General features: G+C 53.0%; 12 protein-coding genes. 4 read left to right on the top strand and 8 right to left on the bottom strand.

Annotated elements, in window-relative coordinates:
• The first annotated feature begins 364 nt into the window (after nucleotides 1–364).
• A complete protein-coding gene (locus AC5JMP_RS00980; protein WP_495849598.1) occupies nucleotides 365–1,891 on the top strand; it encodes a serine/threonine protein kinase in 1,527 nt (508 codons plus the stop codon).
• Nucleotides 1,892–1,923: 32 nt separating this feature from the next.
• Here the strand turns inward: AC5JMP_RS00980 and AC5JMP_RS00975 are convergent, their stop codons facing one another.
• The 8 genes from AC5JMP_RS00975 to AC5JMP_RS00940 all read right to left on the bottom strand — a co-directional run bounded on the left by AC5JMP_RS00975 (nucleotide 1,924) and on the right by AC5JMP_RS00940 (nucleotide 12,330).
• The gene (locus tag AC5JMP_RS00975; RefSeq protein ID WP_495849550.1) at nucleotides 1,924–2,835 is read right to left on the bottom strand and encodes a DMT family transporter; all 912 of its coding nucleotides are present in this window, start codon (nucleotides 2,833–2,835) and stop codon (nucleotides 1,924–1,926) included.
• A 6-nt stretch (nucleotides 2,836–2,841) separates the two neighbouring features.
• Nucleotides 2,842–4,161, bottom strand: coding sequence for a cell division protein FtsZ (ftsZ, locus tag AC5JMP_RS00970; protein WP_495849549.1), 1,320 nt, complete (start codon nucleotides 4,159–4,161; stop codon nucleotides 2,842–2,844).
• Between the two features lie 600 nt (nucleotides 4,162–4,761).
• Nucleotides 4,762–5,676, bottom strand: a complete 915-nt coding sequence (locus tag AC5JMP_RS00965; protein WP_495849548.1) for a cell division protein FtsQ/DivIB — start codon at nucleotides 5,674–5,676, stop codon at nucleotides 4,762–4,764.
• 287 nt (nucleotides 5,677–5,963) lie between these two features.
• Nucleotides 5,964–6,716: a HEAT repeat domain-containing protein gene (locus tag AC5JMP_RS00960; RefSeq protein WP_495849547.1), complete on the bottom strand. Its 753-nt coding sequence runs from the start codon at nucleotides 6,714–6,716 to the stop codon at nucleotides 5,964–5,966.
• A 210-nt stretch (nucleotides 6,717–6,926) separates the two neighbouring features.
• Entirely contained in the window at nucleotides 6,927–8,372 is a 1,446-nt protein-coding gene (locus AC5JMP_RS00955) for a LuxR C-terminal-related transcriptional regulator (protein WP_495849546.1), read from the bottom strand.
• 126 nt (nucleotides 8,373–8,498) lie between these two features.
• Nucleotides 8,499–9,407 carry a glutaminase gene (locus AC5JMP_RS00950; RefSeq protein ID WP_495849545.1) on the bottom strand — a complete coding sequence of 303 codons (909 nt, stop codon included), beginning with the start codon at nucleotides 9,405–9,407 and terminating at the stop codon, nucleotides 8,499–8,501.
• Between the two features lie 12 nt (nucleotides 9,408–9,419).
• Nucleotides 9,420–11,330: an ABC-F family ATP-binding cassette domain-containing protein gene (locus AC5JMP_RS00945; RefSeq protein WP_495849544.1), complete on the bottom strand. Its 1,911-nt coding sequence runs from the start codon at nucleotides 11,328–11,330 to the stop codon at nucleotides 9,420–9,422.
• 745 nt (nucleotides 11,331–12,075) lie between these two features.
• Nucleotides 12,076–12,330, bottom strand: coding sequence for a TIGR03643 family protein (locus AC5JMP_RS00940; protein ID WP_495849543.1), 255 nt, complete (start codon nucleotides 12,328–12,330; stop codon nucleotides 12,076–12,078).
• A 207-nt stretch (nucleotides 12,331–12,537) separates the two neighbouring features.
• Between AC5JMP_RS00940 and AC5JMP_RS00935 the strand changes: the two genes are divergently transcribed.
• The 3 genes from AC5JMP_RS00935 to AC5JMP_RS00925 are packed head-to-tail and all read left to right on the top strand — an operon-like array spanning nucleotide 12,538 to nucleotide 14,972.
• On the top strand, nucleotides 12,538–12,708 hold the full coding sequence (locus AC5JMP_RS00935) for a hypothetical protein (RefSeq protein ID WP_495849542.1): 171 nt from the start codon (nucleotides 12,538–12,540) through the stop codon (nucleotides 12,706–12,708).
• Nucleotides 12,641–14,251, top strand: a complete 1,611-nt coding sequence (locus tag AC5JMP_RS00930) for a tetratricopeptide repeat protein (RefSeq protein ID WP_495849541.1) — start codon at nucleotides 12,641–12,643, stop codon at nucleotides 14,249–14,251. The genes AC5JMP_RS00935 and AC5JMP_RS00930 overlap by 68 nt, the downstream gene beginning before the upstream one ends.
• Before the next feature lie 37 nt (nucleotides 14,252–14,288).
• Entirely contained in the window at nucleotides 14,289–14,972 is a 684-nt protein-coding gene (locus AC5JMP_RS00925) for a hypothetical protein (protein WP_495849540.1), read from the top strand.
• The last annotated feature ends 1 nt before the right edge of the window (nucleotide 14,973 follow it).

The following is a 14,973-nucleotide window of genomic DNA, read 5'->3' as shown; positions in this document are numbered from 1 at the left end:
CATTTTGAATGTAACGAGCCACAATGCGACTGTATCGACTTGCAGTGCTTCTGTAGCCGCTTGCAGAAGCACTGTATTGGCTTGCAGAAGCACTGTATTGACTCACATTGCTTCTGTACGGTATCGCAATAGGATTGTAGGGAGTGACAATGCGACTGTAAGCTTTCACAATGCGATCGCAGCCTTTCACCCTATGAGTGTAAGCCGCGCTTCTACCGCGATCGCCCCCTACAGAACGTTAATCGGCAGACTAATTTTATCTTGGGGCGATCGTGCCACAGGTCAGGCTGTCCCTAAGCCACAGACATGGGGGCTCAAGAGGGATTATTTTAGAGTGTAGGGTCTCACACAGGCATCAATGGCTATGAATTCGCTGGTGGGTAAAACATTGCAGGGCGGCAAGTATACCCTAGAGCAACCCTTGGGGCAGGGTGGCTTTGGCATAACCTTTAGAGCCGTACATCACTATCTGGGGCAAACGGTGGTTGTCAAGACTTTGAATCCCTCAAGTCAAGACAACCCTCAGTATGCAGAGTTTGAGCAGCAGTTTCGAGACGAGGCTCGCCGCTTAGCAATGTGTGTGCATCAAAACATTGTGCGGGTCAATGACTTCTTCATTGAAGACAATGTGCCCTATCTGGTGATGGACTACATTCCGGGAGAAACGCTGGAGCAGCTTGTGTTTCCCGAGCGCCCTCTTTCCGAAGCCGTCGCCATTCACTACATTCGTCAGGTTGGAGCCGCGCTGGAGGTGGTTCACCACAGCGGATTGCTGCACCGCGACGTGAAGCCCCAAAACATTATTCTGCGGCAGGGCACCCAAGAAGTCGTGCTTATCGACTTTGGCATTGCGCGCGAGTTTACGCCAGGAGTGACCCAAACGCATACCAGCCTGATTTCCGTGGGCTATGCGCCGATCGAACAGTACATTGCTCAAGAGAAACGTACTCCTGCCACCGATGTTTATGGACTGGCAGCAACTCTCTATGCGCTCTTGACGGCTCAGGTGCCCGCTGCGTCGATCTTGCGCGATCGTCAGCCCCTGATCTCTCCCCGCGACCTTCAGCCTTACCTGAGCGCAGCCACCAATCAGGCGGTGCTGCGCGGTATGGCGATCGAGGTGCGTCATCGTCCGGGCACGGTTGCCGAATGGCTGGCGCTACTGCCCGGTAATTCGATCAATGGATTAGCAGCATCAGCGCCCTATGGGGCGATCGATCCTAATCCTTCCACAATGGCAACTGTGGCGGTTAGTCCTCGCTATGTTCCGCGAGCTGCACCTCAATCTGTACCTCAATCCACACCTCAGCCTGTACCCCAGCCTCTCCCTCAAATCACACCCCAGCCTGTATCCCGATATAGCCCCATGTCTGCCGTAGAAACTGCTCCTGTTTTACCTGAAAAGCGGAGATCAGGATGGATAGGGATTGTGCTGGGACTAGCCGCGATCGCCGGGATTGCCGTTGCTGCCGTTGGCAATCTTTTACTGAACTCTCAGCAAGTTATTCCCCTAGATACCCCGCTGCCTACTGAAACATCGGGACAGTCTTCCCCTTCAGAGACTATAAATCTGGAGCCAATTCCCCCCTCCTCGACCGTTACGCCCTCACTGACGCCCTCGGCAACGCCTTCTCCCGAACCATCCGCAACGCTCTCCCCTACACCTAGCTGGGAGTTTCCTTCCGGTTCGCCCATCTTGCCGCAAGATGGCTTGCCGCAAGATAGCTTGCCGCAAAACGGTGACGACGCTGGTGAGGACTCTGACGACAGCTCTGACGACGACTCTGGTGAAGAGTCAAGACCCAGAAACTCTAATTCCAACAGACCCAATCCGTCGCTGTTGCCCAATCAACTCCGTCGAGAATATGAGGCAGAGCAGCGTAGACGGTGAGGCGGCGGCTTTGGATTTTGGCAAGAGATTAGTCAGGCTTCTCTTGTTCCTAGGGCAGCGATCGCCACCCCGGCAACAATCACCACCGCACCCGCAATTACCACTACACCCGGATTTTCACGAAAAACGATCGCTCCCAGAATACTGGAGCCAACGGGTTCTGCCAGAATAGTGAGGGTGACAAGAGTGGGCGAAACCCAGCGCACTGCCCAATTGAAGCTTGTGTGGCCGATCAGCTGAGGAAAGACTGCCATTAGCACGATCCAGCCATAGACAGAGATAGGATAGCCGCTGTAGCTTGAGCCAAATAAAAATGGCAGCGGCAGCAGCACTAGGGCGGCCGTTGTGTAGGTCAGCACCACATGGCTACTAATGCCCAAGCCACGCCGCTGTGCCGATCGCCCCAACAAAAAATACAGGCTGACCGCCCAAGAGCCAATCAGCGCCAGGGAATTTCCCAACAGCGGATGACTCCCGACAAACCCATCTCCCGCATCGCCAATGGCTACCACGACACTGCCCAATAGCGCGATCGCAATTCCCCCCAATGTCAGAGAACTGGGCTTTTCTCGAAACCAAAGCCACGACCACAGCGCCACCCAAACCGGATTGGTGGTGACGAGTGCAGTAGAAGCGGCGATCGAAGTGTAGGACAGAGAGGTGATCCAGCAAGCGAAATGAATTGCTAGAAACAGACCTGCCGCCGCCGAGTAGTAGAGAGCGCTCGGCTGAAACTGTGCAGAACGGAAACTGCGCCACGCCGGGATGAGGCAAAGGGAAGCGATCGTCAAACGAGAGGCAGCCAACACTAGGCTAAAGCCCACACCCTGACTGCCAGAGTCAGCCAGCGCCAATCGAATAAAAATAGCAGCCGTTGAGACAGAAAGTACGCCTATGGTCAGAACTGCGGCGATTTGCCAGCCAGGAGGCTTCGATGAATTCAAGCCTTTCTACCGAGGAGGTCTCCGGCGCTGCAAAAATTCTGGGATATCTAGCCCTGGCTTTGTCGTGCGTGGATCGGGCGGCTGATTGGTCGGAGGTTGATTTGTCAGAGGCTGATTGATCGGAGGCTGGGACAAGGTTGAGGGGGGTGAGGCAAGGGGCGATCGCTGCTTCAAGGGCGATACGCGACTCTGCTGCACAGGTGGCGGCGCCATCTCTCCAGTAAAACCCGTTGCAATCACCGTAATCCGAATCTCTCCTTGCAAACTCTCGTCTAAAACTGCGCCAAAGATAATGTTGGCGTTGGGATCGACTGCCTCATAGATAATTTCAGCCGCCGCATTGACCTCATGTAGCGTCAGGTCATGCCCCCCCGTAATGTTGAAGACAACGCCCTTTGCTCCGTCGATCGAAGACTCCAGCAGCGGCGAAGAGATTGCCGCAGTCGCCGCTTCTCTAGCCCTCGACTTGCCAGAACCAATGCCAATACCCATCAGCGCCGATCCAGCATCAGCCATCACTGCCCGAACATCCGCAAAATCGACGTTGACTAGACCGGGTATCGTAATGATGTCTGAAATACCCTGCACCCCCTGGCGCAAGATGTCATCTGCGACCCGAAAGGCTTCCTGAACGGGAGTCTGTTCTGAAATGACGCTCAGCAGCTTGTCGTTGGGGATGATAATCAGCGTGTCTACTCGGCTTTGCAGCGCCGCAATGCCTTCATCTGCTTGATTGGTGCGTCGTCTGCCTTCAAACGTAAAGGGACGCGTCACAACGCCTACCGTTAGGGCACCGACCTCTTTGGCAACTTCAGCCACAATGGGCGCTGCCCCAGTACCCGTGCCGCCCCCCATGCCAGCGGTAATAAAGACCAAATCAGAGCCTTCCAGAGCAGCTGCCAGCTCGTCACGGGATTCCTCAGCGGCTTTCTGACCGATCGCCGGATTTCCGCCCGCGCCCAAACCCCGCGTCAACTTTTGACCGATTTGCAAGCAGTTAATAATTTCTATATTATTGAGAGCCTGAGCGTCTGTATTGACAGACCAAAACTCTATGCCAGCTACGCCGCTAGCAATCATGCGGGTCACGGCATTGCAGCCGCCGCCCCCAACCCCAATGACTTTGATCTTAGCTACGCTGCTGGGCACAATCTCATCACTCCTGGTTTCCTCGCCTACCCTTGCGCCTTTGATGTCGCGAACTTGACCCAAGTGTACTCCAGAGTTAGAAAAAGGGTTAGCAGCGTTCATTGGCAACGGAAAATCTACCTGATTGGAGTCAGGAGATTCTGAATGGGTGGTAATTAATTTACTATCAAATGTCATTGGACTTTAGAAACGACTGATACAAAGACTTTTTAACTCTAGACAACTATAGGGTAAGTTGCTAGAAAAACCAAACCACAGTTAGAGACTGCTTAATTACTGCCTAATCAGCGTATTGAGTAGCCTAAAGATCTGGTAATGCACTGACTCTGCTTAACTTTCAGGAGTTAATTTTCATGAAAAAATTTAGGTGGGTTCGATCGCAATCTTTACGATCGCATTTCTATTAAATCTTTTGAAATTGCTTATCGCCTAACTTTATCTAATTAAGCTCAAGAATGGCTAATTTTTATCCCATTAAGACTTACAGATGCGGCAACTGCTTGCAGGAAGTCTTCTCATATTTTTTGTGATCATGCTCCATTTTTGCTGCTCTAAACTTTCTTAATTCAGAACAGTGTATCTCTACCCGGACAATCTGGATGCAAATTATGGCTGTCGCCAGTTTTCTGAGGACATTTTTGGTGGGGCGCTAAGCGCCCCACCAAAAATGTCCCAGTCTTAACCGCCTTGGCGGTTGCTATGGCTCTGGTTCATTCAGATGTCACAACATGACTACCACGGCATGACTACCAGGGCACAGCCTGGGAATCTTGACTATCAGGGCACAGCCTGGGAATCAGGCAAAGCAGAGTCTTCCTGATCAGGTATTTCGTCGCGGGAGCTGTCGGGAAGTTCGATCGCTTCTGAGCCAATGATCTTCACCAATGGCGACTGAGGGTTGCGCAAATCGATAAAGTCAATCTTTTGCGAATTCAGCTTTTCGGGGAGCTGTCGAAGCTGGTCGAGCGTTCGGATCTGCTCTGCAAAGCGACTGCCATAGGAACCACAGTAAACAGTACCCAACTCACTATGGAGAATGAGATTGCCCGGTTCTCGCCAGTCAATTTCCAGAATTTTGACGGGGCTACGGCTCACCTGCTGGTAGAGACTTGGCCATTGAGAGCGATATTGATCCTGCATCCCAACGATTTTGAGGCTGGGCAGCTGGCGCGATCGATTCAACGACACATAGCTTTCATAGGGAATAAAGGTGCCGCGTTCGTCAAGCAGCGCTACCGGATTAGATTCAGTGGACACATTTCCAGGCTGACCGCTTTGAGCCGTTGGACTGGAGTAGACGATCGCCACCGGATAGCGCTCCTGAATGCGCACCGTCAAGCCCGGAGGAAACAGATGACGCGAGACGGTTGCTTCGGCGATCGGAGCCTGGGATTCAAGGCGCTGAGTCAGGGTTTTGGGTTGCAGCGTCAGCAAAAACTGAGGATATTTAATGGGCAGCAAAGTGCGCACCGTATCTGCCGATAGAAACTTGTTGCCCTCTACCTCAATTTGGCTAGCATCCCGCAGCATCCAGTCAGGCAGCGTCACTACCCAAATCAGCCCGACAGTTAGCCCCCCCATCGCCACGACCTGCCAGCTCGTCTGCAAAATTCGCCAGCGCCGCTGCCATCTGAGCTTACGCCGCCGTTCTGCCAATTCAGTTCGAGAAATGGTGGGAATGTCCGCCATCATGCTAGTGCCGTGAAGGGTAAGTGCCGCTAAGTTCAGTCAGCCGCAGGAATGTTCAGGCTATGGTATCTTAACCACAGAGTTTTAACCGCAGCTCGACAAAATAGTTAGCGGAGACAATCGTTAGCGAAGACATAGGGTAGCTGTCGCCAGTTTGCTTGGGGAAATTAGGGTGGGGCGCTGCGCCCCACCCTAGTTTTTTTCGTCCTAGCTGCCTTGGCAGTTGCCATAGCCGAGACATGGAGCCGAGACATGGAGTAGCTGAGACATGGGGTAGCTGAGACATAAAGCTAAAAGCCCTCCAGCTCCAATTCCTCAATTACTTGTAAACCGCGCGGGTCGCCTACCCTCAGCATGGCAGCCTTGGCATCTTCGCGTACGCCTAGCTCTTCGTCTTCCGCAAAGGCTTCAATCAAGGCATCGATCGCCGTGGCATAGATCACGTTAGAGGGCAGCTCTCGGCATATCTGACCGATCGCCCAGGCACAATTGCTCCGCACTGCCGGAATCGGGTCCCGGCGTAGGGCTTCGATCAACCTAGGTAAGCCAGCAATCATCGAGTCATAGCCCACGTCAGCCATCTGCGCCAACGCGCTAGCCGCCCAGAGGCGTACGGCAGAGATATCGGTTTTTAGGGCATCGGTGAGGGGTTCTAAAGAGCGGCGATCGCGGCAGTTTCCCAGCGCCCAGACTACGCCCTTACGCACATAGCCATTCCAATCTTGCCTAAGCTGCTGAATCAACGGCTCAACGGCGGTGGGGCTGGGGTTACGTCCCAATCCATAGGCGGCACTCACCCGCACTAGAGGGCAAGCATCGGTGAGCAGCCGAATCAACAGAGGAATGGCTCGCCGATCCTCCAGTTCGCAGAAAGCTCTGGTTGCCAGAATGCGCTGCTGATGGTTGGGGGACTCCAAGAGCGCCAGCATTTCATCTGGATCGGGCCTAGCAACTTCTTCCTCAGCATCGACTGACCCCACATGGTCGAGGGGATCAAGGTCGATTTCGGCTTCCAGTACCGTTAAGTCGTCGTTGTCATACATAAAGCCACTTTACCGCAAAGCCTGTCCATCAACGCTTTGTGACAGACTTTAGCAGTAATTCTCATTTTGAAACAAAGCCCGAAAAAAGCCCGCCTGCGGCGGGCTTTTTTCGGGCTTTGTTGGGGGAGTTCGCGCCCTGCAGGCGCAAACTTCCCGATATGCGATCCACAATGAAATCCACAATGAGAACTGCTGAGACTTTAGGACAAACTATTGCTTACTCCCGACTCCCTGTATCCACCCTCTCGAACTCACTTCATACATTGCCTGACAGCGTGTCCGCACCTGAAGTTTTGTGAGCAGGTTATTGATATGAAATTTGACGGTACGTTCGCTGATGTAGAGCTGAGCCGCTATATTGCGATCGCGCAACCCCTGAGCCAGCAGCGTTAAGATTTCCTGCTCCCGATCGGATAAAGTTTGGGATTCTGAAGGCAGATCGGCGATGCCCCAAGTTTTGCCTTGATGAACGGCTTCGACAGCCTCCCGAAGTTGAGTAGAAGTAATGAATAGATCAATCTGGGCGATCGCCCCCTTGGGTAAAGCCTGAGTAGGATCAGCAATCCAGAGCAGCCGCTGGGTGGGGGAATCTAACGGCAGAGCCACATCATCTGTAATGATCGGCACTGTAGGATCGGCGATACCACAGACTTTTAGCCCTGCTAGATAGGCGAGATGCGTAAACGCCATTTGAAGAACGGGCGATCGGCATTGAATCCGGATCGGTAAACCCAATAAACAGCTGGGGTACGGAACCTCTAGAACAACCTGAAGTACGGTCGAGTTATGATCGCTGAGGATTTGGAGCGTTCCTCCGAGGCAGGAAACCGCAAAGCGTAAATCTCCGAGAGCATCTGCTGCCTCTAGAGCCACCGTCCCCCTGAAGGCAGCGCTTTCAGCTTCCGGAAATACCATTGCCTCTAGCACAATCTGAGTTTCCCCATAGCTCAGGCGGCAGTAGGTGCAGTTAAGGTTTCGCAGCACTTCCGCCGTGCGAATCAGCAAATAGATGAGAGAATCCGTCAGCGATCGCTCCGTCCCTACTAGGCTGAAGCGTGCCCGACCCAACAAAGTCGCCAACTGTTCTGATAAGAACGGGGTCGTTTCTGGCTGAGTCTGCCGATCTTGCTGGTGCTGGGTCGCATGATCCAACACGATCGACAGCGTGGTGCATAGCCCTTGCAAAACCTCTAGGAATTCTGATGACAGCGGCTGATGGCTAAATACTGCCAGCACGCCAATCACCCGATCGCCCACCAGGAGTGGATAGCCCGCAAAGCCCGTAATCTGGTGAGCGATCGCCCATTGCCGATCTTTGACCCAGACTTCTTCTGCCAAATGGTTGCTCAAAAACGGAATGCGGTTCTGAGCAATCTTGCCTACTTTGAAAGCTCCCATCGGCACACGGGCGAATGAGCCGTCTATGCGGGTATACATGCCCGACGAAGCCACGAGCCGCAGATGGAGGCGATCGCTCTCCACCAGCCACACCCGCGCAAAAGCATAGCCAAACGTGTTAACCAGACCATCGGTGGCGCACTTGGCGATCGCGTCTGGCTCCAGACAGTCGCTAAAACTCTGGACAATTTCGCTGACCCGCTGGAGATCAACGAGCAGCCGTCCGGCATCTAGAAATGGGGAGGTGGGATCTGGCAATGAGGGAGTAGGGAGTGGGGAATTAGGAGAGAGCTTCTGAACTTATAGCGAGATTCAGTCAGCACTTGCTGTAATCTCCGGTACGCAAGGCTCAAACGCAGGGCAATCTACACTACAACCTGAAATCTAAAACACGCTCAGCTCCAGACGCTGCGCCAAAATCTCAACAAAGGCTAGCCCTGCGATCGGATTGCCGATGGCATCAAGCGCTGGGCTGTAGCAAGCGATCGCCCCTTGCCCCGGAACGACTGCTAGCAGCGCCCCGCTAATGCCCGATTTCATGGGGAGTCCAATCCGAACTGCATAGGTGCTAGAGGCTTCATAAAGACCGCAGGTCAGCATCAGAGCATTGACGGTGCGGCGGTGCTGGGGGGCGATCGCCGCAGATTCGCGAGCGAGAAGGTTGCCCAATCGCGCTAGGTCAGTCACCTGTCCGGCAAGGCAGCAGATCTGCTCATAGGTGTCGAGGGAAATTTCGGAGGCGGCTAAATAACCCTGCTGCACGAGGGTATCGGCGATCGTCTGATTCACTCCTCGTCCCTCAATGCGGACTGAAGCCAATGTTGCTTCATCGATCTTCAGGTGGCAGTCTGCCTTGTGATTGAGCCAGGTGCATAGCCTCTGACAGCGATCGTAGCTAGTGGCTCCGGGGAGGCGGCTTGCTAGGGCGATTGCCCCACTATTGATCATGGGATTGCGGGGTCTGCCACTGTCGGCAATGAGCTGATCTAGCGAATTAAAGGGCGCATCGGAAGGCTGCATTCCAACCCATCGAAAAAGGTTCTCCATGCCGAACTGCTCTAATAAATAGAGCAATATGAAAGGCTTAATGACGCTCATTAATGGAAAGACGCAGTCCGTATCTCCCCAAAGCTCCATCTGCCCCTGAAAATCAATACAGGTGGCAAACCAATCTGCCCGTACTGCCGTCAGCCGCGAAATTCGAGTCATGACCCGCCCATACCGTGCTTTGTGCCTTGCTTGTTGTGTCCAAAGCTCAAGCTGCTCGGTCGTCAGTGCTGCTAATCCCCCCATCAATTTTTGCTCCTACATCTCCGAAAGCGCCATCCAGCGCTCGGTGGCTATGTCGATCGCCTTTTCCAGTTCTGACAGTTGTTCTGAGAGCTTCTGCACTGCGGAAAACCCATCGGGAGGATGGTTAGCCAGAGTTTTTTGAATTTCTTCTTTTTCAGCTTCCAGCTTAGGAATCTCAGCTTCAAGCTGCTCAAATTCCCGCTTTTCTTTGAAGGAGAGCTTGCGTTTTGGGGAGGCTTGGGGAGGGGAAGCAGGAGCGGGGGAGAGGGAGGGAGCGGAGGGTTTAGAGGTTTGATTGGGAGCAGATGTCCGATCGTCTGATGCCCTATGTTCGAGATACACCGAATAATTGCCGGGATACTGACGCAGATTGCCTCCTGGCTCTAGGGCAAAGATGGTTTCTACGGTGCGATCGAGGAAGTAGCGATCGTGCGAGACGACAATGACGCAGCCGTTGAATTCCTCTAGATATTCTTCCAGGACAGCGAGGGTTTGTACATCCAGATCGTTGGTCGGCTCGTCTAAAATCAGCAGATTAGGAGCACTCATCAAAACACGCAGCAGAAATAAACGCCGCCGTTCGCCGCCAGAGAGCTTGTTGATTGGGGCATATTGCTGATTGCCGGGAAACAAAAACCGCTCCAGCATTTGAGAGGCGGTAATAATGGAGCCGTCGCTAGTTTTGACCAGTTCGGCAACTTCTTTCAGGTACTCAATCACGCGCTGATTGGGGTTTAGCTCCAGATCATCGGAATGCTGATCGAAGTAGCCGATGTGGATGGTACTGCCGATCTCGACTGTGCCGGAGTCGGGCTGCACCTTGCCCGTGATGATATTCATCAGCGTCGATTTTCCGGCTCCGTTGCCGCCAATAATGCCGATGCGATCGTCGGGATTAAATTCGTAGGTAAAGTCTTTAATTAAGGTGCGATCGTCGTAGGCTTTGGAGACATTGACCAGCTCCACCACCTTTTTGCCGATGCGCCGCCCGGCTGTGGTGATCTCGACCTTGCCCTGGGTCTGCCGGAACTCCTTGTTCTGCATATCGCCAATGCGATCGATCCGCGCCTTTTGCTTGGTGCTGCGGGCTTTGGGGCCTCGCTTCAGCCATTCTAGCTCTCGACGCAACACGCCTTTGTGCTTGCGCTGGGAGCTGGCATCGGCTTCTTCGGCAAGAGCCTTTTTCTCTAGATAGTAGGAATAATTACCGTCGTAGGTGTAGAGTTCGCCGCGATCGATCTCCACAATCCGGTTAGTGACGCGATCGAGAAAGTAGCGATCGTGGGTGATCAGCAATAGCGCCCCCCGGAAGCGATTGAGATATTCTTGCAGCCATTCCACCGAGAGGGCATCCAGGTGGTTAGTTGGCTCGTCCATGAGCAGAACTTCTGGGTCAGATAAAAGCGCAGTCGCCAACGCCACGCGCTTGCGGTAGCCGCCAGAGAGATCAATTACCTTGGCATCAAAGTCTTCAATGCCCAGCTTCGACAAAATGATTTTGGCGTTCGTTTCCATCTCCCACGCGCCTGTGGCATCCATCCGCTCCATGACGGCGGAGAGACGGTTCATGAGGCGATCGTGATCTCCGGTGCCATGCGCCAATTTGTCAGAGATTTCCTCATACTCACGCACCAGCGACATCTGTTCGCCGCTGTTGGCAAAGACCTGTTCCAAGACCGTCAGCTTCTCATCTACATCTGGCTGCTGGGGCAGGTAGACAATCCGTGCGCCAGAGTTGACCCAAATATCGCCTTCATCGATCGGCTCTAGTCGGGCAATCATTTTGAGGAAGGTAGACTTACCGGAGCCGTTGGTGCCAATCAGCCCAACTTTGTCGGTCGCGTCGAGGCTGAAGCTGGCATCCTTGAGGATTTCTTTGATGCCAAAGTCTTTTTTGACCGATTGCAGGGTGAAAATGCTCATGGGGCTGGGGATAAGGGACGATTCTTCTGCGAAGATGCAGGATGCTGGGCAGACTGAGCCGAGCCTACTCGCTCAGCTTATCAAATTCACTCAGGAGAATGCGACTTGCGCTGAACCAGAGGACGATCGCCTGTTCAAACTTGGGCTGGCTGAGAGAAGCGATCGATGGAGATCTGGGTGCGGAGGGGGGGGTGAATCCGAACCTTGGGGGTTCCCCCCAAACCCCCATTGGGGGACGAGCGCTTCCCCCAAACCCCCTCCGAAGGGTTGGATTGAGGGCTGGAGGCAGCGCTTTGCATTGTCACCCAGTTCGGAGATTCTGACTCAGCCCTCTCAGCTAAAGCTATCTCAGATCAGTCTTCTCCAAATCAAGCATTCTTAAGATCAAGCAAAGCCCGATCGCCCCAACAATGCGAAGCGATCTATCCTCCCTATCAGCTATCTCATCGGAGGGGGTTTGGGGGAAGCGCCTCGTCCCCCAATGAGGGGGTTTGGGGGAGAAACTCCCCCAAGGCTGTTTCAAAGGATTAAAGGCAAGCAACAAAACCTACCCCCCAACGCTATTCCAAAGAATTAAAGACAAAAACAGATCTCGACGATCGTCCCTCTTTTCCCCTGTGCTTGTCCCTTAACAGCTATTTGCACCTTGCCATATAGCTGACCCCAAAAATCTAGCGCTACTTAAAGCCGCGCCAACAGGAATGAGTAGACAACCTGCCGAGCGATATCAAAACAGAGCGCGCTCTTAACTCTTTTGATTGTCTGACCTGAACCGTCCGGCGACAAATTCTCGTTTGGCAGCGTGTTTGGTGCTGCGTCCAGAAACCCGCTTGCGCCACATACGAAAACTAGAGGCTTTCATCTCCCGGCGCATCAGGGCGATCGTCTGTTTTTCATCTAGCCCAAACTGGAGTTCGATCGCCTCGAAGGGGGTGCGGTCTTCCCATGCCATTTCCAGGATGCGATCGATCGTTTGTGGGTCTAAGTCGGGGAGTTTCATCTGTCCGTGGGGCTGTAGGGCTGGGCTGGCTATATGAAACCTTCTGTGTACAGCCTAACCCAAGCAGGATTTTAGGGGGAGATCTGATAGCCCACTGGGGTGTAGTCAAGGTCAAAATCAGCGGTAGAAATTTAGAGATATGCTTTTGGAGAAAATTCGGCTAGGCTAAAGGAGGATTTTTGCCCCCTCCTATATGTTCTTATAGCTGTGCGTCACTCTAAATTAGCGGCTCTGCTGATTACGTTGGCTCTCGCCACTACGCCCCAAATTGCTCAAGCACAGTCTGTTGATCAGCTCTTTCAGCAAGGCAATGCAGCTCAAAACGCTGGAAGATATGCTGAGGCTGAAACAGATTTGGCAACGGGTGATCCGTTCTGAGCCTAATAATGCCGCAGCGTACAACAATCTAGGGAATGCGCTCAAGCGTCAAGGAAAGCTAGAGGAAGCAATTACCGCCTTCCAACGAGCCATTCAACTCGACCCCAACGATGCCCCTCCTTACAACGGTCTGGGCAATGCGCTCCTTGACCAAGGAAAACTAGAGGAAGCGATTACCGCCTTCCAACGAGCCATTCAACTCGACCCCAACGATGCCTATCCTTACAACGGTCTGGGCAATGCCCTCCTTGACCAAGGAAAGCTAGAGGAAGCAATTACCGCCTTCCAACGAGCCATTCAACTCGACCCCAACGATGCCCCTCCTTACAACGGTCTGGGGATTGCGCTCAGTGACCAAGGAAAACTAGAGGAAGCAATTACCGCCTACCAACGAGCCATTCAACTCGACCCCAACGATGCCCCTCCTTACAACAATCTGGGCAATGCGCTCCTTGACCAAGGAAAGCTAGAGGAAGCGATTACCGCCTTCCAACGAGCCATTCAACTCGACCCCAACTATGCCTCTCCTTACAACAATCTGGGCAATGCGCTCAGTGACCAAGGAAAGCTAGAGGAAGCGATTACCGCCTACCAACGAGCGCTAAGTTTACCTGACATTAAAGGTCGACCAACGACCGCTCACACTGCGGCTCATAATGGCTTAGGTTTCGCCCTTCAGCAGAAAGGAAACTTGGCAGGAGCCATAGAAGAGTTTCAGCAGGCCATTGCACTAGATCCCAAATATGCTGTAGCCCAAAACAATCTGAAAGAGGCTCAACGGCTTTTAGCCCTGAGGCAGAATCCACAGCCTGTAGGGATTGACGATCGACAGTTCTTGCCCAAAGAAGCCGAAGAACCTTTGGTAGGGGTGTTACGTTCTACGGCGCGGATTGTGACGCTCACCACCGAGGGCAGGATCATTGGCTCAGGTTGGGTGATCAAGCGGCAAGGTAGTGTGGTCTGGGTCGTGACCAATCGGCATGTAATTAGCGATCAGCGCACCCGTCGCCCCGGAGAACATATTGAAGTAGAATTCTTCAGCGAGCTAGACGATAACCGCCGTCCACGCTATTCGGCGACGCTCGAACAGATCACCGATCCAGGAGATGCATTAGATCTGGCAGTTCTGAGAATTTCCTGTCAGCCGCGTGTTCCCTGCGTCCCAGATGATATTCGTCCCCTAGAGACGCGTTCGGGTCGGCTTGCCCGCAACACAGCTGTACGCTTGATTGGACACCCCTACACAGTCGAAACTCCCTGGAACTCTGCCGAGGGAAATGTTATGAACTACAGTCCCAATGACTCTTTGATGCCAATTGATGCCTATGTAGCAGAAGGAAATTCAGGGGGTCCCGTTATTAATGACCAGAGGCAGGTGGTGGGGATGATGGTGCAGATTCGCAACAAGCAAGACGTTGCCACGACTCCAGACCAACCTACCCCTGCTTTACGGGATATTTCGGAAGCAGCCGGAGACGCAGGTTTGGCTTACCGGATTGATATTGTCCTGGAACAGTTGCGCCGCTGGCGAATTCTCAACTAATCCCACTTAATCTCTATCTCTATAGGTTGCTAAATTTATGAATCCCAGAATTTTGTTCACTAGCCTGCTGATTCTAAGCCTCGTGCCGCTAGCAGCACAAGCTTGCCCTACCGGAAATTCTCAATCCCTTGCCTATATCCGTCGAGACAACAACCGATGTGAAGGATTACGCGAACAAAATGCCAGTGCTTCCTTCGGTCTGATTTCCTTCTCCACAAGTACCCTCAGTAGCTACCCTGATCGGCTCACTCTTAGGGTTCCGGGTACAGGCAGCACTCCTCCCACCGTTGCTCTGCAATCGTTTTATAGAAAGTACCTTCTAGATAACATCAGTCCTAGTTCCAGCGCTTACGGCTATACATTCAACCTGGATACCCGCACTGTCCTCAAAGCCGCCGAAATCCCAATTACAAGACTGCGTGCCCTTGCCTACACTACCCGCGATTCCAACCCTATCTATTTTCCAGTAATTCTTGGCTCTCCAGACAGCCAATATCAGTTCGTGCTCAGTATTCCCCAACGCACCACTCTACCCAAGCTCGAAATTCGGTATAAGGGTCAAGCGGTTTTCAAAAAACCTCAAACTAATCCTCAAGAGGGAGAATTCAGCTTTAATTGGAAATACGGCAACGCGGATGCGGGCACCTACGAACTCTACATCGAAGATGGAGAAGGACAACACCGTACATTCCGCTTTCAGCACAATCCTGACTGGCTATAAT

The organism is Drouetiella sp. (genome assembly GCF_059504425.1).
The sequence above is the reverse complement of the archived record's forward strand: the minus strand, read 5'-3'. Positions and strand labels throughout refer to the sequence as shown.